Source organism: Leclercia sp. 29361, assembly GCF_011290365.1.
GTDB classification, from domain to species: domain Bacteria; phylum Pseudomonadota; class Gammaproteobacteria; order Enterobacterales; family Enterobacteriaceae; genus Enterobacter; species Enterobacter tamurae.
In genome coordinates this window covers 4076242-4094701 of sequence record NZ_CP049786.1, presented here as the reverse complement: position 1 = coordinate 4094701, position 18460 = coordinate 4076242, and the positions used below count along the sequence as shown (strand labels likewise).

The window sequence follows — 18460 nt, the reverse complement described above, 5'->3', positions numbered from 1 at the left end:
GGATGAGCAGACGCTGGCAACAGGTTCGTCACCAGCTGCGCCGCAATCGTCCGGCGCAGTTCTCGCTTTTTGTCCTCTTTATTTTTGTCGTCGCCGCGCTCTGTGCGGGGCTGAGCCCTTACGATCCCGATCAGATGTCGCTGGGGGCGCGCACCCTGCCGCCTGATGGCGCCCACTGGTTCGGCACCGACGAGTACGGACGCGACTACTTTACCCGCGCCCTGTACGGCGGGCAGATCTCGCTGATGGTCGGCTGTCTGGCGATGGTCTTTTCAACCCTGATCGGCACCATCGTCGGCACGGTGAGCGGCTACTTCGGCGGCTGGCTCGATAACCTGATGATGCGCGCGGTGGATATCCTGATGGCGATCCCGGCCTTCTTCCTGCTGCTGGTGCTCAACGCCTACCTGAAGCCCGGCGTGGATAACATCATCATGATCATCAGCCTGCTGACATGGATGAACATGTCCCGACTGGTACGGGCCGAAACGCTCTCAGTAAAAGAGCGCGAGTATGTGCTCTATGCCCGCGCCTCCGGGGAGCATCCGCTACGGATTATCCTGCGTCATATCATTCCCGGCGTGCTGCCGACCATAATCGTCGCCGCCACCCTGAATATCGCCTCGGCGATTCTGATGGAGTCGACCCTCAGCTTCCTCGGGCTCGGGGTGCAGGCGCCTGCCGCCTCCTGGGGCAGTATGCTCAACAACGCCCAGTCCTATATTGGGGAGGCCTCCTGGCTGGCGATGTTCCCCGGCATTCTGATTTTGCTGACGGTGTTCAGTTTTAACGTGTTAGGCGACGTGTTCCGCACCGCCTTTGAGCCGGGAGCGAACCGCGATGAATAACTTACTTGAACTCGACAACCTGCAAACCACCTTCCGCACCCGGGATGGCGATGTCCACGCGGTGCGCGGGGTGAGCTTTCACGTTCAGCTGGGCGAGCTGGTGGGCATTGTCGGGGAGTCCGGCTGCGGCAAGAGCGTCACCTGCAAATCCATTATCCAGCTGCTGGGCAGCAACGGGCGCATCACCGGGGGGCAGATCCGGTTTGACAATGACGATCTGGCGCAGAAAACCCCGGAGCAGATGCGCGCCATTCGCGGAAATGAGATCGCGATGATTTTTCAGGATCCGATGACCGCGCTCAACCCGGTGGTGACCATCGGCAGGCAGATGTCCGAGATCCTGATCCGTAATAAAGGCTTAAACAAAAAAGCGGCCCGCGCGGCGAGCATCGCCATGCTGGAGCAGGTGGGCATTGCCGAAGCGGAGCGCCGTTACGACCAGTACCCGCACGAATTCAGCGGCGGGATGCGCCAGCGGGTGATGATCGCCATCGCGCTCTCCTGCGATCCCAAACTGTTGATCGCCGATGAACCCACTACCGCGCTGGACGTCACTATTCAGGCGCAGATCCTGCGGCTGTTAAAAAGTTTGCAGCAGAAAACCCACACCGCCATCCTGCTGATCACCCACGATCTGGGCGTCGTCGCCCAGGTGTGCAGCCGGGTAGTGGTAATGTACGGCGGGCTGGTAATGGAAGAGGGCAGCGTAGAGGACATCTTTTATCGTCCGGCACATCCTTATACCCAGGGGCTACTGGCGTCTCTGCCACACCCGGAACAGACCAGCCATCGCCTGTCGCCTATCGAAGGATCGCCTCCGGGCCTGCTCAATCCGCCCCCGGGCTGCCCGTTTGCTGAACGCTGTCCGCAGCGGATGCCGCAGTGCGAGCGTCAGCCCGCGTTTTACCGCCCCGAACCGGGGCATCGCGCGGCCTGCTGGCTGCTGGCCGATAAGGAGATTCAGGCATGAGTGAACACCATTCCCCGCTGGTCAGCGTGCGGGACCTGCATAAGCACTTCACTCTCAACGGCGGCCTGCTGCGCAAAGGGGTGGTGGTGAAAGCGGTGGACGGCGTCAGCTTTGATATCCGCCAGGGGGAGACCTTTGGCCTGGTGGGCGAGTCCGGCTGCGGCAAATCGACCCTCGGGCGCGCCATTCTGCGGCTGTTTGATATCACCTCCGGCGAGATTGATTTTGCCGGACAGGCGATCGCCCAGGCCAGCGAAAAGCAGCTCAAGCCGCTGCGCAAGCGGATGCAGGCCATTTTCCAGGACCCGTATTCATCGCTGAACCCCGGAATGACCGTCCAGCAGCTGGTGGCAGAGCCGATGCAGATCCACGGTTACAGCCGCGAGGAGCAGCGGGAGCGTACTGAAACCCTGCTCTATAAAGTGGGGCTCAAGCAGGAACACCTCCAGCGCTTCCCGCACGAGTTCAGCGGTGGCCAGCGCCAGCGCATCAGCATTGCCCGGGCGCTGTCGGTGCGTCCGGAGTTTGTCCTGTGCGATGAGCCGCTGTCGGCGCTGGATGTCTCGGTGCAGGCACAGGTGGTGAACATTCTCCAGGATCTGCAGCAGGAGCTGGGGCTAACCTATCTGTTTATCGCCCACGATCTGTCGATGGTGCGCCACATCTCGACCCGAATCGGGGTGATGTACCTCGGCAAGCTGGTGGAGGTGGCACCTTCTGACACCCTGTATCAGCGTCCGGCGCACCCGTATACCCGGGCCCTGTTAGCCTCGGTACCGCAGCCCGATCCGCGGATCCGCAATCTGGAGCAGGCGACCCTGCGCGGGGAGATCCCCGGCCCGACCTCCGTGCTGCCGGGCTGTAAGTTCTGCAGCCGTTGCCCGCACGTGATGCCGGTATGCCGACGCGAAGCCCCCGCGATGCAGGAGATTGCCCCCGGTCATTTGGCGGCATGTTGGTTGTTTAAGGTTTGAGGGTAATGCGCCAACATCCGCCGGGTGGCGGCTTTGCCTTACCCGGCCTACAAAACCTGGTCTCAAATATTATGTACGACTGAATGCGTAATCTGGCGCTGATGCCAGCGCCCGAGGAGCAGCACCGTTGTGAGCGCCCCGAGCAGGGCGCAGAACATATCAGACTGGGTATCCCACTGATCGCCCTGAGTGCCGAGGAAATCATCCGCGCCCTGGCCCATCGCCAGCGCCGCCCACCACTCGATCAGCTCGTAGGTGGCGCTGATCGCCAGCGCAATACAGCACACCACAAAGGCTGTCATTTTGCGGCCATTGATGTAGCCGCCGCGGACCAGGATCTCCCGGGCCGCCAGCGCAGGCACCAGCCCCTGGAAAAAGTGTCCCAGCTTGTCGTACGGGTTACGGCTCAGGTTAAACATCTCCTGTACGTCAAAGCCGATGGGCACTTTGGCATAGGTGTACATTCCGCCCACCATCAGGATGATGGCGTGCCAGAAGATCAGCGTGTAGAGCAGAGGTGTCAGCGGGTAGCGCCGTTGGGTGGCAAGCAGCAGCGGCACGATGATGATGACCGGCGTCACCTCCATCAGCCAGGTGATGCGGTCCGAGGTATAGAGACCGGTATAAATCAGGATCAGCAGCAGAAGCAGCGCGCCGACCTTCAATCCAGAGGAGAGTGCAGTTTGCGTCATGTGAGTTAACTGTTGAGTAAAAACAGACACTATCGACCGACGCGGCGAAAAATACAATGTTTGCCAGTGGAGCATAAAAAAACGGGGCCATTCGCGGCCCCGTTGTTCGTTCATAACAATCAGAACGACTTGCGTAAACGCAGACTGAAGGTGTGCGCCTGGTAGCGGTCGCCGGCCTGCAGATCGTAACGCGCGTCGAGACTCAGTTCGTTGGCGTCATACAGGGTGGTACCCACAGCCACGCCCGCCATATCTTCCACCGGAGAGGCCCCTTTGGTGATAAAGCTGGTTTCACCGATAGCATCGGCGGCGTAGGTCGCATGGCTGCTGACCTGACGGTTATCGTACTGGTGGATCCACGAGACCTGGGCGAACGGCGTCAGGTTACCCAGGCCGGTGGCGAAGCTCTTCTCGATGCGGACACCGATATCGCTCATGACAGACTGCGCATGGGTGCTGCTGACATCCAGTGCCATACCGTTGCCGCCGGTTTCACTGTAGCCATCCACATGCTGATAGCCATAGGTCAGGCCCGCCAGCGGGGTCAGCACCACGTCAGCCGGCAGGGCGATTGGGTAGCCCAGTTCGCTTTGCAGGGTGATGGACTGACCGTTGAACTTGCCGTGAGCAGCGCCGGAGAAGCCGGTGAAATCAGCGCGACGCACGGAGCTGTAGTTCTGACGGTTGAGACCCGCAGAGAGGTTCAGGTACCACGGATTGCCGGTGTAACCCGCGTAACCAATCACCCCGTAGTTATCGGCGGTGGAGTTGTTGCCGCTCAGGTTGTCTTTGCCGTGGACGGAGGTGTTGCTGTAGTTCAGGGCTGCCCCCAGACGCCAGTTGTCACCCAGTGCACGGTCAGCACCGATGATCAGGCCGCCAAATTTCGCGGTGTAGCCACTGACGTTGTCGGTGCTGTCCTGGCGAGCGTAACCGCCGAACGGCTGACCCCAGACGATCCAGTTGTTGGCATAGTCATCACCGGTGGCCACACCGCTGGTGCCGGAGGCCTGCGGGTTACGTACGGCATCGATGTGAGCACCCACTACTGCCTGAGCGGTAGAGGTAGCAACGGTGGCCGCAGAGCTGGTATTGAGGTTCTGGCTGGTAGAGAGACGCTCGCCAGCACGGTTCGCTTCCTGTTTACCTTCGATTGCCAGCGAGGCGTTATACAGATCCAGCAGCTGCGGAGACGAGATACCGGAGTAGTGCGCGAGCCCACCCAGCGCCGCCGTGGCGCTCGGGATGGTGGCATAACCCCGTTTGGTCGGCTGAGCAGGTGCAGGTTCTGCTGGCGCAGGCTGCGTCGGCGTTGGCACCGTGACAACCGGGGGGGTGACCTCGGGTTCGGTCACTACCGGCGGCGTGACGTCTGGCGTTGGCTCAGGCTGAGGCTCTACCGGATCGGGGATCACCGGCTCTGCACCCAGGGTTAACACCAGGGCCTTGCTTTCAGCCTCTTCATAGACGCTGCCATTAACCACACCGCGATAGCCGAGGGCTTTGTACTTCAGCTGGTCGGCGTGGTAGTCGGTCTCTGCGCCTGCGGCATTGATCACCACATAGCGCTGGCCTTCGGCAAACTGGTAAGTGCTGCCGGTACGCAACAGATTAACGCTGGAACCCGCATCGATAGTGGCATTGCCGCTGACGTTCAGGCGGCCATAACCGGTATCGGCAAGCAGATCGCCGTTAGTGGTTGCCAGATCGGAAACACCGGAAATCAGCGTTGCGGCCGCTTTCTGATGGTAATCCCCGGCGATATTGATGCTGTTGTTCACCTGCAGGGAGGCCGCTTCGTTCACCACGGTGCCGTTTGACACAGGCCTTTCATCGCTCATCTGGAGTGACATCAGGCCGTATTCAGGCAGGCTGGTAACGATATTATCGTTCAGCAGCAGCGAGCCGGTGTTGAATACCACGTCGGAGCCCATGATAGTGCCAGTCGCGCCGTCGATGCCGCTCAGCGTGCCCGTGGTGATGGTGCCGCCATTGATGATTAATCTTGTCGCATTTAAGGCGTAAATATCACCGGCAATATCGCCGGTGTTGGTCAGGGTCACGCCATCGCTGTTATTGCTCCCGACCATCAGAGCATAATTACCGCCGGTTAACAGGCCATTGTTAACGATGGAGTCAAGAGGACCATAACTATAGATTGCGACGTAATTTCCGGTAATTTGGCCGTTGTTTTCAATGGAACCAATGGTGCCATAGTTAATAATACCGGCGAAGCTGCCATTAATCTTATTATCATTGACGAGGGTAGTAATGTTGCCCTGGTTAGAGATCCCGGAACGGCCGTAATTATCAGACGTTCCCCCGTCAATCGAACCGGTATTGTGCAACGTGCCAATCGTACCACTGTTAAAAATGGCACCGTTCTGGCCAATGTAGTTGTTATTCTCAGCATCCGTGGCGCCGATAAGGCCCGCATTGATTAAGTTATCAATGGTTCCCTGATTACTGATGCCGAGGGAGCCGAGGATCTTGCCATCAGCGGTATTGTTTAAGGTATGAATTGTCCCGGCATTGTTGAGCGTGCCGGTGTTGTAATTACCGCTATAGTAATTATTCGAATTTCCCTTAATGGTGCCGGTGTTGGTTAAGGTATTAACCACTCCCGAAGCGCCCACCGCGAACACGCTGTTAATCTGATTTTCATTAACGCTGGCAATGGTGCCGTTATTATTAAGCTGATCGACTGTTCCATCTATCTGAACAAGATTGTTACTTAAAAATAAAGGCATACCATTCTGGTCGTTAATAACGCCATCATTGGTAAGCGTTGTTACAGTCACCCCCGCATTTACCGCCAGGGCAGAAACTGGCATGCCAGTCACAAATCCATTCTGGGTGATATGCACTAATTCTTTAGCGTCGGCAATCTGCACGTTGCTTGTCGGGGTATCAATAATTAACTCTGGAGATGTGGCGTAGGCCTGGGCGGTCGTTGATGCCACCAGCAGAGAGATCAGCTGGCTAAGACGTTTCTTTTCCATGGTGTACCATCATAACGTTGCGATGTTTATGCAAAATGCAGTTGTGATTTCTTCGGATTAATCCGATATCTTCGGGCGCAGAATATACAATTCGTTGCCGAAAACAATAAGCGATGCTTAATTATTTCCGGTTGAATTCATTTCACATATTTGGTCATGTTGATAATTTGAGTTAAGGCTGGTGCGGTATGAGGATATATCCTCACTTTTTGCAGGGAACCGTATTGATTAGTTTATCTTTATTATTGGTAGGGTGTATTACCGACGATCCGCACCGCTCTGCGCAAAAAATAGCCAGTGAAAGTGGTCTGATCAGTGAGGAATTTGACACAGATCCGTTCCCGATTGTGACATGGCAGCGAATCGCCCCTCCGGTTCATACCCTTCGTGTCTACATCGAAGGGGATGGCTTTGCCTGGAAGAGCCGCACAACGCCCTCTGATAATCCGACCCCGCGTAATCCGACCGGTATGAAGCTGGCTGCGGCGGATAAGCAGGCAAATGTGTTTTACCTTGCCCGACCCTGCCAGTTCATCGGGCCGCCGCTACCGGCCACCTGCCGCGTAAATGTCTGGACGCAGGATCGTTTCTCACCGGCGGTTATTGATGCAATGAACGAGGCGCTCAGCCAGATGGTGCTGCGCTATCCGGGGGTGAAGATCGATCTGGTTGGTTACTCCGGGGGGGGCAATATCGCCGCGCTGCTGGCGGAACGCCGGGATGATGTGCGCTCCCTGCGCACGGTGGCAGGCAATCTCGATGTTGCGTATGTCAATGCCCTGCATCATGTTACCCCAATGCCCGCAGCCCGCAGCGCTATCGATCGCGCTGCTGCACTGCGTGACCTGCCGCAGATCCATTACAGTGGCGACGCCGACACCACCGTGCCACCCGCTGTCGCCCGACGTTTTCAACAGGCAGTAGGGGGGAGGTGTGTGCGAACGGAGGTGGTCAGCGGGATGGGGCATGGCTCGGACTGGGCGACAGTCTGGCCGCGATTGCTGGCGCAGGGTATGCCGGACTGCTGAGGGATGATCAACATTGAATGACTTCAGGACCGAACAATGAAAAAGAAAGAGTTTGTGACTCAGGATCTGCTAAGCAAAATCTATCAGGACACCACGGCGGGGCCACGCAAACTTCCCCCTGAACGGCAACTGGCCGAAGAGTATGGCGTGTCGCGTTTCACGATCCGCCAGGCGCTGGAGAAACTGGTCAGCATTGGCGTGGTGCGGATCGTGCAGGGCTCGGGGATCTGGATCAACGAGCATGCGCGCAATAATCCGCTGATCTACAACTCGATCACCGAGAAGCGATTCGATCAGATGCGCTACCGGATGATTAGCCTGCATAAGAGAAGGCCCGATCGCGCGGCGCAGCAGATTTTTGGTATCGATGAAGAGAGTTTTATCTGGCACTTTTGCCGCCTGCGCTACGTCGATGACCAGCCCGTACAGCTGGAAGTGTCCAGCATGCCGGTTGCCGATTTCCCAGACCTTAATCAGCAGGCGATTGAGCGCTCCATTCAGCAGTACGTATTAAGCAAAGGATTGATCATTTCCCATATGCTGACCACCTATCGGGCAGTCAGCGTCAGCCGTGAGCAGGCGGTAATACTGGGCTGCAAAAAAGGCAGCCCGGCAATGCATATTAATAATCGCGGAATACTGGAGGGGGGCCGGGTTTTTGAGGTGAGCGATATTATCGATATCAACTACACCTGCACCTGGGTCAGCCCCTATAACCGCGATAATTTAGCCTGGCGACAAAATCAGGGCGTATGAATTGTCCCGTCCGGCAGGCGGCTCTGCGTCCACTCGTGTGGGCGATAGGCCACCGGATGCGCCAGAGCCAGCTCTTCATTAAAGCCTGTACCGATGCCGGGCGCGGTCGGGGGATAGATAAACCCGTCCTTTACCTCAGGCGCACCGGGGAAGACGCCGTCGGTGGTCGTGGAACGCGGAATAAATTCCTGAATGGCCGCATTGTGCAGGTGAATGTTCAGGTGCGTATTCACCGCCACGCCGATGGGCGTCATATCCCCGGGTCCATGCCAGGCGAGACGCACGCCGAAGGCCTGACACAGGTGCGCCAGTTTTAATGCTGGCGTAATGCCGCCGATCTGCGAGATGTGGCAGCGAATAAAGTCGATGCGACGATTGACGATCAGGTCGTGCCATTCAGCCGGGTTATTGAAAAGCTCGCCCATCGCCAGCGGCACGCAGCTCTGCTGGCGAACCTGTTCCAGCCAGGCACTTTGCTGTGGCGGCAGAATATCTTCGATAAAGTAGGGCTGGTACGGCTCAAGTTGTTTTGCCAGCTGCACGGCCTGCTGCGGGAAGAGACGCTCGTGGACATCGTGTAAGAAATGGAGTTTCCAGCCATATTTTTCGCGCAGGGCGCGGAACATCTCCACGGTATTCGCCATGTATTCATGCTGATCGAACCAGGCACCCGCGGTCGGGTTTTCCGGGGCATGCAGCGCCGACGGCGTGCCGCCATAAAAACCGAGCTGACAACGGATATGACGATAGCCTTGCGCCACCAGTTTATCGGCGGAGGCAAAGAGTTCCTCCAGCGTCTCGCCGCTGGCGTGGCTGTAAGCCGGGATCGCGTCGCGGGATTTTCCACCCAACAATTGGTACAGCGGCATACCGGCCAGCTGCCCTTTAATATCCCACAGGGCCATGTCCACGCCGGAAATGGCGTTATTCATCGCCGGACCGTTACGCCAGTAGGCGTTAACGTTCATCATCTGCCACAGATCTTCGATGTTACTGGCATCCCGGCCGATCAGCAGCGGCTTGAGATACTCATCCACCAGGGTTTTAACCGCCAGCGGGCGCTGCTGGAAGGTGGCACAGCCGTGTCCGACGGGGCCATGCTCCGTGGTAACGCGAACGGTCACCAGGTTATGTCGATCCGGGCGGGTAATAAAGCACTCGATATTAGTGATGATCACAGGCGTCACGAAAAACTCCTTTGCTGCTCTGTGGAAATACGGAATGGGAATATCATCGCCCTAAAAATGTTTACCGGTAAACCGTTTTTTTATTATTTATTTTGGTCAGTTATTTGATTCTATTTTAATTAAAAACCGTACCAATTTTGGTTTGTTAGCTATTTTGTGGCTCCCTGTATAGCTAAGTGTGAGCGATATCAACTTTTATTGGTTTGTTTTGTAGTGTGGGTTTATCTATTCTCGTGGCATCAATAAAACAACAACCCTACCGGCAGGAGTCTTTATGGGGACGCAAGAAGCCATCAATAATATTATTCGTCTGGTCGGCGGCCAGGGGAATATTAATAAAGTCTGGCACTGTATGACGCGGCTACGGTTTGATTTAATCGACGATAATAAAGTTGACCAGGCTGCGATCAAAAATCTGCCTGGGGTGCTGGGCGCGCAACTGCAGAGCGATCAATTTCAGGTGATCATTGGGCCGAAGGTGAACAGCTGGTATGAGCAAATGCTTGATGTGCTCGGCCAGGGCGCTGATAAATCGCCGACGGCGACAAAAGGGCGTAAAAGTCTGGTCTCCCTCTTTATGGATACCGTCTCGGGCGTTTTTGGTCCGATTGTCCCGGCCATTGCCGGTGCCGGGATGATAAAAGGATTGCTCGCCGGGCTGATCGCCTTAAAGGTGGTCTCGGCGAAAAGCGATACCGTCATGGTTATCGACCTGATTGCCAGCGGCGTCTTCTACTTCTTGCCGTTCTTCCTCGCTGTGTCGGCGGCGAAGATCTTCAAGACCAATGAGTATCTCGCCGCGGCGGTTGCCGCCTGTCTGATGTATCCCTCCTTAATAGAAGCAGCGAAAGCCCTGGCGACGCATCAGGAAGGGGCGGTCAGTGCCATCTGGTTAATGAATGCGATCCCGGTATCCGTCTTTAACTATTCTTCGAGCGTCATTCCGGTGATCTTCTCGGTACTGGCATTAAGCTATATCCATCGCTGGGTAGACAGCATCATGCCCGATGTCCTGAAAACCGTCTTCACGCCGACGCTCACCCTCTTTATAGGTGCCCTGGCGGCGCTGGTGGTGATCGGCCCGATTGGTATCTGGCTGGGTAAAGGACTCGCCTTCTTTATAGAAGGACTGTTTAGTGTGTCGGCCAGCTTTGCCGGGCTGGTGGTCGGTGCCATCCGACCGGTGGCGATCCTGACCGGGATGCACCATGCGATGACGCCGATCGCCCTGCAGAACTTCAGTGACCGTGGCTACGATATGCTGATGCCGATGATGTTTATGGCCAATATGGCAATTGCGGGGGCGACATTTGCTATCTGGCGTCTGAGTCGGGACCGTCAGGAGAAGACCGTTACGCTGTCGGCAGGCATCTCTGCGCTGCTGGGCATTACCGAACCGGCACTCTTTGGTGTCCTGACGCGCTATAAGAAAGCTTTTATCGCCGCCACGGTGGCCAGCTCGCTGGCATCAGCCTTTATTGCCTTCTTCGGCGTGCGTCTTTATGGCTACATTCTGTCGAGCATCTTCAGCTTGCCTGCTTATATAGGTCCGTACTTCGTCTTTGCTCTGGCGGGAGTAGCGATATCGCTGGTGCTTTCCTTTACGTTAACCACCATCCTGGTAGGAAAAGAGCAAGCCGCAGAGTGATTTTGACCCCGTCTTAGAGGGCGTGCTGCAGAGAATATCAGTCAGTTTGTGGATAACTCTGTGGGCAAATGCGTATAAGGCGGGGTTTTGCTGGGGAATGCAGCAGTCAGTCATTTTTCTGTCATTTAAGGGTTGCGGCCCCGGGAGAACTCCCTATAATGCGCCTCCATCGACACGGAACAACGGCAAACAAGCCGCCGGGTCAGCAGAGAAAAGCGTGAAATTATCGCTTGACTCTGAAAGAGGAAAACGTAATATACGCCACCTCGCAACGGTGAGCGAAAGCCGCGTTGCACTGCTCTTTAACAATTTATCAGACAATCTGTGTGGGCACTCAAAGTGACATGGATTCTTAATGTCTTCGGACACTAAATGAATACCAAAGTCTCTGAGTGAACATACGTAATTCATTACGAAGTTTAATTCACGAGCATCAAACTTAAATTGAAGAGTTTGATCATGGCTCAGATTGAACGCTGGCGGCAGGCCTAACACATGCAAGTCGAACGGTAGCACAGAGAGCTTGCTCTCGGGTGACGAGTGGCGGACGGGTGAGTAATGTCTGGGAAACTGCCTGATGGAGGGGGATAACTACTGGAAACGGTAGCTAATACCGCATAACGTCGCAAGACCAAAGAGGGGGACCTTCGGGCCTCTTGCCATCAGATGTGCCCAGATGGGATTAGCTAGTAGGTGGGGTAATGGCTCACCTAGGCGACGATCCCTAGCTGGTCTGAGAGGATGACCAGCCACACTGGAACTGAGACACGGTCCAGACTCCTACGGGAGGCAGCAGTGGGGAATATTGCACAATGGGCGCAAGCCTGATGCAGCCATGCCGCGTGTATGAAGAAGGCCTTCGGGTTGTAAAGTACTTTCAGCGAGGAGGAAGGTGTTGAGGTTAATAACCTCAGCAATTGACGTTACTCGCAGAAGAAGCACCGGCTAACTCCGTGCCAGCAGCCGCGGTAATACGGAGGGTGCAAGCGTTAATCGGAATTACTGGGCGTAAAGCGCACGCAGGCGGTCTGTCAAGTCGGATGTGAAATCCCCGGGCTCAACCTGGGAACTGCATTCGAAACTGGCAGGCTAGAGTCTTGTAGAGGGGGGTAGAATTCCAGGTGTAGCGGTGAAATGCGTAGAGATCTGGAGGAATACCGGTGGCGAAGGCGGCCCCCTGGACAAAGACTGACGCTCAGGTGCGAAAGCGTGGGGAGCAAACAGGATTAGATACCCTGGTAGTCCACGCCGTAAACGATGTCGACTTGGAGGTTGTTCCCTTGAGGAGTGGCTTCCGGAGCTAACGCGTTAAGTCGACCGCCTGGGGAGTACGGCCGCAAGGTTAAAACTCAAATGAATTGACGGGGGCCCGCACAAGCGGTGGAGCATGTGGTTTAATTCGATGCAACGCGAAGAACCTTACCTACTCTTGACATCCAGAGAACTTAGCAGAGATGCTTTGGTGCCTTCGGGAACTCTGAGACAGGTGCTGCATGGCTGTCGTCAGCTCGTGTTGTGAAATGTTGGGTTAAGTCCCGCAACGAGCGCAACCCTTATCCTTTGTTGCCAGCGGTCCGGCCGGGAACTCAAAGGAGACTGCCAGTGATAAACTGGAGGAAGGTGGGGATGACGTCAAGTCATCATGGCCCTTACGAGTAGGGCTACACACGTGCTACAATGGCGCATACAAAGAGAAGCGACCTCGCGAGAGCAAGCGGACCTCATAAAGTGCGTCGTAGTCCGGATTGGAGTCTGCAACTCGACTCCATGAAGTCGGAATCGCTAGTAATCGTAGATCAGAATGCTACGGTGAATACGTTCCCGGGCCTTGTACACACCGCCCGTCACACCATGGGAGTGGGTTGCAAAAGAAGTAGGTAGCTTAACCTTCGGGAGGGCGCTTACCACTTTGTGATTCATGACTGGGGTGAAGTCGTAACAAGGTAACCGTAGGGGAACCTGCGGTTGGATCACCTCCTTACCTTAAAGAACCTGCCTTTGTAGTGCTCACACAGATTGTCTGATGAATGATGAACTTCTAAATGTACTTTCGAGTGCATTGAGAAGTTTTGCTCTTTAAAAATCTGGATCAAGCTGAAAATTGAAACGACACACTGTGTCTGCTCTCCGTAATAAGAGCAGATGAGCGGTGTGTTCGAGTCTCTCAAATTTTCGCAATCAGAAGTGAAACAGCTTCGGGTTGTGAGGTTAAGCGACTAAGCGTACACGGTGGATGCCTAGGCAGTCAGAGGCGATGAAGGACGTGCTAATCTGCGATAAGCGTCGGTAAGGTGATATGAACCGTTATAACCGACGATTTCCGAATGGGGAAACCCAGTGCAATCCGTTGCACTATCGTTAAGTGAATACATAGCTTAACGAAGCGAACCAGGGGAACTGAAACATCTAAGTACCCTGAGGAAAAGAAATCAACCGAGATTCCCCCAGTAGCGGCGAGCGAACGGGGAGCAGCCCAGAGTCTGAATCAGCATGTGTGTCAGTGGAAGCGTCTGGAAAGTCGCAGGGTACAGGGTGATACTCCCGTACACGAAGATACACTTGCTGTGAACTCGAAGAGTAGGGCGGGACACGTGGTATCCTGTCTGAATATGGGGGGACCATCCTCCAAGGCTAAATACTCCTGACTGACCGATAGTGAACCAGTACCGTGAGGGAAAGGCGAAAAGAACCCCGGCGAGGGGAGTGAAAAAGAACCTGAAACCGTGTACGTACAAGCAGTGGGAGCCTACTTGTTAGGTGACTGCGTACCTTTTGTATAATGGGTCAGCGACTTATATTCTGTAGCAAGGTTAACCGTATAGGGGAGCCGAAGGGAAACCGAGTCTTAACTGGGCGTTAAGTTGCAGGGTATAGACCCGAAACCCGGTGATCTAGCCATGGGCAGGTTGAAGGTTGGGTAACACTAACTGGAGGACCGAACCGACTAATGTTGAAAAATTAGCGGATGACTTGTGGCTGGGGGTGAAAGGCCAATCAAACCGGGAGATAGCTGGTTCTCCCCGAAAGCTATTTAGGTAGCGCCTCGTGAACTCATCTCCGGGGGTAGAGCACTGTTTCGGCTAGGGGGCCATCCCGGCTTACCAACCCGATGCAAACTGCGAATACCGGAGAATGTTATCACGGGAGACACACGGCGGGTGCTAACGTCCGTCGTGAAGAGGGAAACAACCCAGACCGCCAGCTAAGGTCCCAAAGTCATGGTTAAGTGGGAAACGATGTGGGAAGGCACAGACAGCCAGGATGTTGGCTTAGAAGCAGCCATCATTTAAAGAAAGCGTAATAGCTCACTGGTCGAGTCGGCCTGCGCGGAAGATGTAACGGGGCTAAACCATGCACCGAAGCTGCGGCAGCGACGCTTATGCGTTGTTGGGTAGGGGAGCGTTCTGTAAGCCGTCGAAGGTGGACTGTGAGGTCTGCTGGAGGTATCAGAAGTGCGAATGCTGACATAAGTAACGATAAAGCGGGTGAAAAACCCGCTCGCCGGAAGACCAAGGGTTCCTGTCCAACGTTAATCGGGGCAGGGTGAGTCGACCCCTAAGGCGAGGCCGAAAGGCGTAGTCGATGGGAAACAGGTTAATATTCCTGTACTCGGTGTTACTGCGAAGGGGGGACGGAGAAGGCTATGTTGGCCGGGCGACGGTTGTCCCGGTTTAAGCATGTAGGCGGAGGTTCCAGGTAAATCCGGAACCTTATTCAACGCTGAGGTGTGATGACGAGGCACTACGGTGCTGAAGCAACAAATGCCCTGCTTCCAGGAAAAGCCTCTAAGCATCAGGTAACATCAAATCGTACCCCAAACCGACACAGGTGGTCAGGTAGAGAATACCAAGGCGCTTGAGAGAACTCGGGTGAAGGAACTAGGCAAAATGGTGCCGTAACTTCGGGAGAAGGCACGCTGATGGTAGGTGAAGCGACTTGCTCGTGGAGCTGAAATCAGTCGAAGATACCAGCTGGCTGCAACTGTTTATTAAAAACACAGCACTGTGCAAACACGAAAGTGGACGTATACGGTGTGACGCCTGCCCGGTGCCGGAAGGTTAATTGATGGGGTTAGCGGCAACGCGAAGCTCTTGATCGAAGCCCCGGTAAACGGCGGCCGTAACTATAACGGTCCTAAGGTAGCGAAATTCCTTGTCGGGTAAGTTCCGACCTGCACGAATGGCGTAATGATGGCCAGGCTGTCTCCACCCGAGACTCAGTGAAATTGAAATCGCTGTGAAGATGCAGTGTACCCGCGGCAAGACGGAAAGACCCCGTGAACCTTTACTATAGCTTGACACTGAACACTGGTCCTTGATGTGTAGGATAGGTGGGAGGCTTTGAAGCGTGGACGCCAGTCTGCGTGGAGCCAACCTTGAAATACCACCCTTTAATGGCTGGTGTTCTAACGTGGACCCGTGATCCGGGTTGCGGACAGTGTCTGGTGGGTAGTTTGACTGGGGCGGTCTCCTCCTAAAGAGTAACGGAGGAGCACGAAGGTTAGCTAATCCTGGTCGGACATCAGGAGGTTAGTGCAATGGCATAAGCTAGCTTGACTGCGAGAGTGACGGCTCGAGCAGGTGCGAAAGCAGGTCATAGTGATCCGGTGGTTCTGTATGGAAGGGCCATCGCTCAACGGATAAAAGGTACTCCGGGGATAACAGGCTGATACCGCCCAAGAGTTCATATCGACGGCGGTGTTTGGCACCTCGATGTCGGCTCATCACATCCTGGGGCTGAAGTAGGTCCCAAGGGTACGGCTGTTCGCCGTTTAAAGTGGTACGCGAGCTGGGTTTAGAACGTCGTGAGACAGTTCGGTCCCTATCTGCCGTGGGCGCTGGAGAATTGAGGGGGGCTGCTCCTAGTACGAGAGGACCGGAGTGGACGCATCACTGGTGTTCGGGTTGTCATGCCAATGGCACTGCCCGGTAGCTAAATGCGGAAAAGATAAGTGCTGAAAGCATCTAAGCACGAAACTTGCCCCGAGATGAGTTCTCCCTGACCCTTTAAGGGTCCTGAAGGAACGTTGAAGACGACGACGTTGATAGGTCGGGTGTGTAAGCGCAGCGATGCGTTGAGCTAACCGATACTAATGAACCGTGAGGCTTAACCTTACAACGCCGAAGCTGTTTCGGCGGACTTGAGAAGACGATTTTCAGCTGATACAGATTACTCATCACGCCTGAGGGCGGGGTGAACAACAGAATTTGCCTGGCGGCTGTAGCGCGGTGGTCCCACCTGACCCCATGCCGAACTCAGAAGTGAAACGCCGTAGCGCCGATGGTAGTGTGGGGTCTCCCCATGCGAGAGTAGGGAACTGCCAGGCATCAATTAAAGAAACCCCGTACCCTAAGGTACGGGGTTTTTTGCCGTCTGCGCCTTACCGGCCTACAAGCTAATTACCCATCCTCCCACGTAAATGAGATTTATTATCAATAATGCTTTACAGGCGGACCATAAAGATGTATTTTAAATGCATGTTTAAAGCCGGAGGTAATTATGAGCCATCAAAGAATCCCCAAAAATTGGACAATCAAACGTTCAACTCCCTTTTTTACTAAAGACAATGTTCCTGCCGCGCTTCTGAGCCATCACAACACCGCAGCCGGTATCTTTGGCCAGCTCTGTGTAATGGAAGGGACGGTGACGTACTACGGTTTCGCCAATGAAGAGGCGACAGAGCCAGAAGTGAAAGTTGTGATTAACGCAGGAACCTTTGCGACCAGCCCACCCCAGTACTGGCACCGTATTGAGATGACCGACGATGCACAGTTCAACATCAATTTCTGGGCCGAACCGGCATTCTGCGGTGATGAAGTCTACAGCGCGAAAAAGGCATAATCCCGATGCTCCCTTATCCCTGAGGGAGCCCCTTCATACGGTGTGAAAGCGTTATGATTACTTTCTTCAGGAACTCTTCAATGCAGGCGGACTACGGTGAGCAGGAGTGTTGCACAGAGCCGTCTCTGCTGCTCGTGGCAGAATATCAGGAGTATCTTTTTAACGACTGTATCGCGCGTGGACAGCGAGGAGAGAGTAAATATACGCTGGACTATACTGAAGACGTCAAAGCCCGCCACGAAGCCTGTATGGCGCAAATTACCCATCAGTAGATCTATTGGTCGAACAGGGAAGGGATTTATAGCTTTCCAAAAGCAAAAAACCAGCCCGTAGGCTGGTTTCTTTAAATAGTGGTGCCCGGACTCGGAATCGAACCAAGGACACGGGGATTTTCAATCCCCTGCTCTACCGACTGAGCTATCCGGGCAACGGGGCGAATTAAACCCGATCTGCCTTGTGCCGTCAACGGAATTTGTTGATTTCGTTACTGACCGCACACTCTGTCGCCACTTTGCTGCTATCTCAGGCAAAAAACGCGGTCCACAGGGCAGAAAGCGGCATGGCGATCACCAGCGCAGGCAGCATATTTACCACCGCAAACATCTTAATTCCACAGATCCGCAGCCCGGTTGCCAGCAGCAGCAGGCCGCCTACTGCGGTGAAGTCCGCCATCATCGCAGGTGTGGTCAGGGGTAAAATCAGCGTGGCACAGGTTGCGAGGGCGAGCTGGATAAGCAGCATCGGCACGCAGATCGCGGCAACCGCGATACCCAGAGTGGTCGCAAAAATCGTGGCGGTGAAGAAATCGAGGAAGGCTTTGGCGATCAGGATGCTGGGGTCGCCGGTCATCCCTTCCTGCATCGAACCAAAGATCCCGGTGCCGCTGGCGCAAAACAGTATGATGATGGCGACATAGTTCTGAATATAGGCATCGTGGCCACCGGCTTTCTGCTTACCGCGCGAGAGCAGATCTTTCGCTTTGCTGACGGCGCCGTTAATCCCTTTCTCCAGATAGCAGAACTCCCCGATCAACGCCCCGAGCAGCGTTGCCAGCACCATCACCGGCAAATTGGCGCACTTGATGACCAGCAGAATACCAATTCCCAGTGAGGCCAGGCCGAAGATTGAGGGCATCGAGGAGCGAATACGCTCCGGTAAGCGCTGGCTAAGTACGGCACCCAGTACGCCGCCCAGCAGCACGGCCCCCGCATTAATGAACGGTCCAATAACCACTGTGAACTCCTGTTATTTACTCATTGATATTGCATTATTATTACTCTTTTCAGTGAGTAATCGCCAAATGTAATCCCATTTTTTGCATAATGATTCCTTGTTGCGCCTCCTGGCGAAAGGTGACATTATTGCGCGAATTTTCTCCTCTCAGATACGGGGCCGCCAATGAACCGACTCTCTTTTACTGCGCGAATGGCTGGCCGTATCGACACATCTTATTCTACGCTCACCATGCGGTGAGGGTACTGCAGGCTCACTGCAGGACAACAGTAAAATCAGAC

At 55.0% G+C, this 18460-nt stretch carries 12 protein-coding genes, 1 tRNA gene and 3 rRNA genes; 11 read left to right on the top strand and 5 right to left on the bottom strand.

What is annotated here, in order from left to right; genetic code table 11:
• The first annotated feature begins 2 nt into the window (after positions 1 to 2).
• Genes G7090_RS19560 through G7090_RS19550 form a run of 3 tightly spaced genes read left to right on the top strand, consistent with a single transcriptional unit; the run spans position 3 to position 2792 of the window.
• Entirely contained in the window at positions 3 to 848 is an 846-nt protein-coding gene (locus tag G7090_RS19560; protein ID WP_166183979.1) for an ABC transporter permease, read from the top strand.
• Positions 841 to 1818, top strand: a complete 978-nt coding sequence (locus G7090_RS19555; protein WP_166183977.1) for an ABC transporter ATP-binding protein — start codon at positions 841 to 843, stop codon at positions 1816 to 1818. The genes G7090_RS19560 and G7090_RS19555 overlap by 8 nt, the downstream gene beginning before the upstream one ends.
• Positions 1815 to 2792 carry an ABC transporter ATP-binding protein gene (locus G7090_RS19550; RefSeq protein ID WP_166183975.1) on the top strand — a complete coding sequence of 326 codons (978 nt, stop codon included), beginning with the start codon at positions 1815 to 1817 and terminating at the stop codon, positions 2790 to 2792. Before G7090_RS19555 ends, G7090_RS19550 begins: the two co-directional genes overlap by 4 nt.
• A gap of 62 nt (positions 2793 to 2854) precedes the next feature.
• On the opposite strand, the gene G7090_RS19545 is transcribed toward G7090_RS19550, so the two are convergent.
• Positions 2855 to 3484 carry a DUF2238 domain-containing protein gene (locus tag G7090_RS19545; protein ID WP_166183973.1) on the bottom strand — a complete coding sequence of 210 codons (630 nt, stop codon included), beginning with the start codon at positions 3482 to 3484 and terminating at the stop codon, positions 2855 to 2857.
• A 119-nt stretch (positions 3485 to 3603) separates the two neighbouring features.
• A complete protein-coding gene (locus tag G7090_RS19540) occupies positions 3604 to 6486 on the bottom strand; it encodes an autotransporter domain-containing protein (RefSeq protein ID WP_166183970.1) in 2883 nt (960 codons plus the stop codon).
• Between the two features lie 188 nt (positions 6487 to 6674).
• Between G7090_RS19540 and G7090_RS19535 the strand changes: the two genes are divergently transcribed.
• Both G7090_RS19535 and G7090_RS19530 read left to right on the top strand, forming a co-directional pair.
• Complete coding sequence (locus tag G7090_RS19535; protein ID WP_166183967.1) at positions 6675 to 7514, top strand: alpha/beta hydrolase; 840 nt, start codon at positions 6675 to 6677, stop codon at positions 7512 to 7514.
• Positions 7515 to 7550: 36 nt separating this feature from the next.
• Entirely contained in the window at positions 7551 to 8270 is a 720-nt protein-coding gene (locus tag G7090_RS19530) for a GntR family transcriptional regulator (protein WP_106996096.1), read from the top strand.
• Here the strand turns inward: G7090_RS19530 and G7090_RS19525 are convergent.
• Positions 8258 to 9457: an enolase C-terminal domain-like protein gene (locus G7090_RS19525; RefSeq protein ID WP_166183965.1), complete on the bottom strand. Its 1200-nt coding sequence runs from the start codon at positions 9455 to 9457 to the stop codon at positions 8258 to 8260. The genes G7090_RS19530 and G7090_RS19525 overlap by 13 nt on opposite strands.
• 274 nt (positions 9458 to 9731) lie before the next feature.
• Here G7090_RS19525 and G7090_RS19520 point away from each other — a divergent pair, with 274 nt between their 5' ends.
• The 6 genes from G7090_RS19520 (at position 9732) to G7090_RS19495 (ending at position 17218) form a co-directional block, all read left to right on the top strand.
• Positions 9732 to 11105 carry a PTS transporter subunit EIIC gene (locus G7090_RS19520; protein WP_106996098.1) on the top strand — a complete coding sequence of 458 codons (1374 nt, stop codon included), beginning with the start codon at positions 9732 to 9734 and terminating at the stop codon, positions 11103 to 11105.
• A gap of 441 nt (positions 11106 to 11546) precedes the next feature.
• Positions 11547 to 13086, top strand: a 16S ribosomal RNA gene (locus G7090_RS19515).
• Between the two features lie 225 nt (positions 13087 to 13311).
• Positions 13312 to 16219: ribosomal RNA gene (locus G7090_RS19510) — 23S ribosomal RNA — on the top strand.
• A 96-nt stretch (positions 16220 to 16315) separates the two neighbouring features.
• Positions 16316 to 16431, top strand: a 5S ribosomal RNA gene (gene rrf, locus G7090_RS19505).
• The 16S, 23S and 5S rRNA genes sit together here, the layout of an rRNA operon.
• A gap of 173 nt (positions 16432 to 16604) precedes the next feature.
• Positions 16605 to 16946, top strand: a complete 342-nt coding sequence (locus tag G7090_RS19500) for a DUF1971 domain-containing protein (protein ID WP_166183963.1) — start codon at positions 16605 to 16607, stop codon at positions 16944 to 16946.
• A gap of 80 nt (positions 16947 to 17026) precedes the next feature.
• Positions 17027 to 17218: a hypothetical protein gene (locus tag G7090_RS19495; protein ID WP_166183961.1), complete on the top strand. Its 192-nt coding sequence runs from the start codon at positions 17027 to 17029 to the stop codon at positions 17216 to 17218.
• Positions 17219 to 17297: 79 nt separating this feature from the next.
• On the opposite strand, the gene G7090_RS19490 is transcribed toward G7090_RS19495, so the two are convergent.
• Positions 17298 to 17373: transfer RNA gene (locus tag G7090_RS19490), tRNA-Phe, on the bottom strand.
• Positions 17374 to 17468: 95 nt separating this feature from the next.
• Positions 17469 to 18179: a DUF554 domain-containing protein gene (locus G7090_RS19485; RefSeq protein ID WP_166183959.1), complete on the bottom strand. Its 711-nt coding sequence runs from the start codon at positions 18177 to 18179 to the stop codon at positions 17469 to 17471.
• Positions 18180 to 18460: the final 281 nt, after the last annotated feature.

Bases quoted from the DNA above. Each gene is read 5' to 3' on its own strand.
- G7090_RS19550 (WP_166183975.1), top strand. From the start codon at position 1,815: ATGAGTGAACACCATTCCCCGCTGGTCAGCGTGCGGGACCTGCATAAG.
- G7090_RS19495 (WP_166183961.1), top strand. From the start codon at position 17,027: ATGCAGGCGGACTACGGTGAGCAGGAGTGTTGCACAGAGCCGTCTCTG.
- G7090_RS19520 (WP_106996098.1), top strand. From the start codon at position 9,732: ATGGGGACGCAAGAAGCCATCAATAATATTATTCGTCTGGTCGGCGGC.
- G7090_RS19530 (WP_106996096.1), top strand. From the start codon at position 7,551: ATGAAAAAGAAAGAGTTTGTGACTCAGGATCTGCTAAGCAAAATCTAT.
- G7090_RS19540 (WP_166183970.1), bottom strand. From the start codon at position 6,486: ATGGAAAAGAAACGTCTTAGCCAGCTGATCTCTCTGCTGGTGGCATCA.
- G7090_RS19535 (WP_166183967.1), top strand. From the start codon at position 6,675: ATGAGGATATATCCTCACTTTTTGCAGGGAACCGTATTGATTAGTTTA.
- G7090_RS19560 (WP_166183979.1), top strand. From the start codon at position 3: ATGAGCAGACGCTGGCAACAGGTTCGTCACCAGCTGCGCCGCAATCGT.
- G7090_RS19555 (WP_166183977.1), top strand. From the start codon at position 841: ATGAATAACTTACTTGAACTCGACAACCTGCAAACCACCTTCCGCACC.
- G7090_RS19500 (WP_166183963.1), top strand. From the start codon at position 16,605: ATGAGCCATCAAAGAATCCCCAAAAATTGGACAATCAAACGTTCAACT.
- G7090_RS19545 (WP_166183973.1), bottom strand. From the start codon at position 3,484: ATGACGCAAACTGCACTCTCCTCTGGATTGAAGGTCGGCGCGCTGCTT.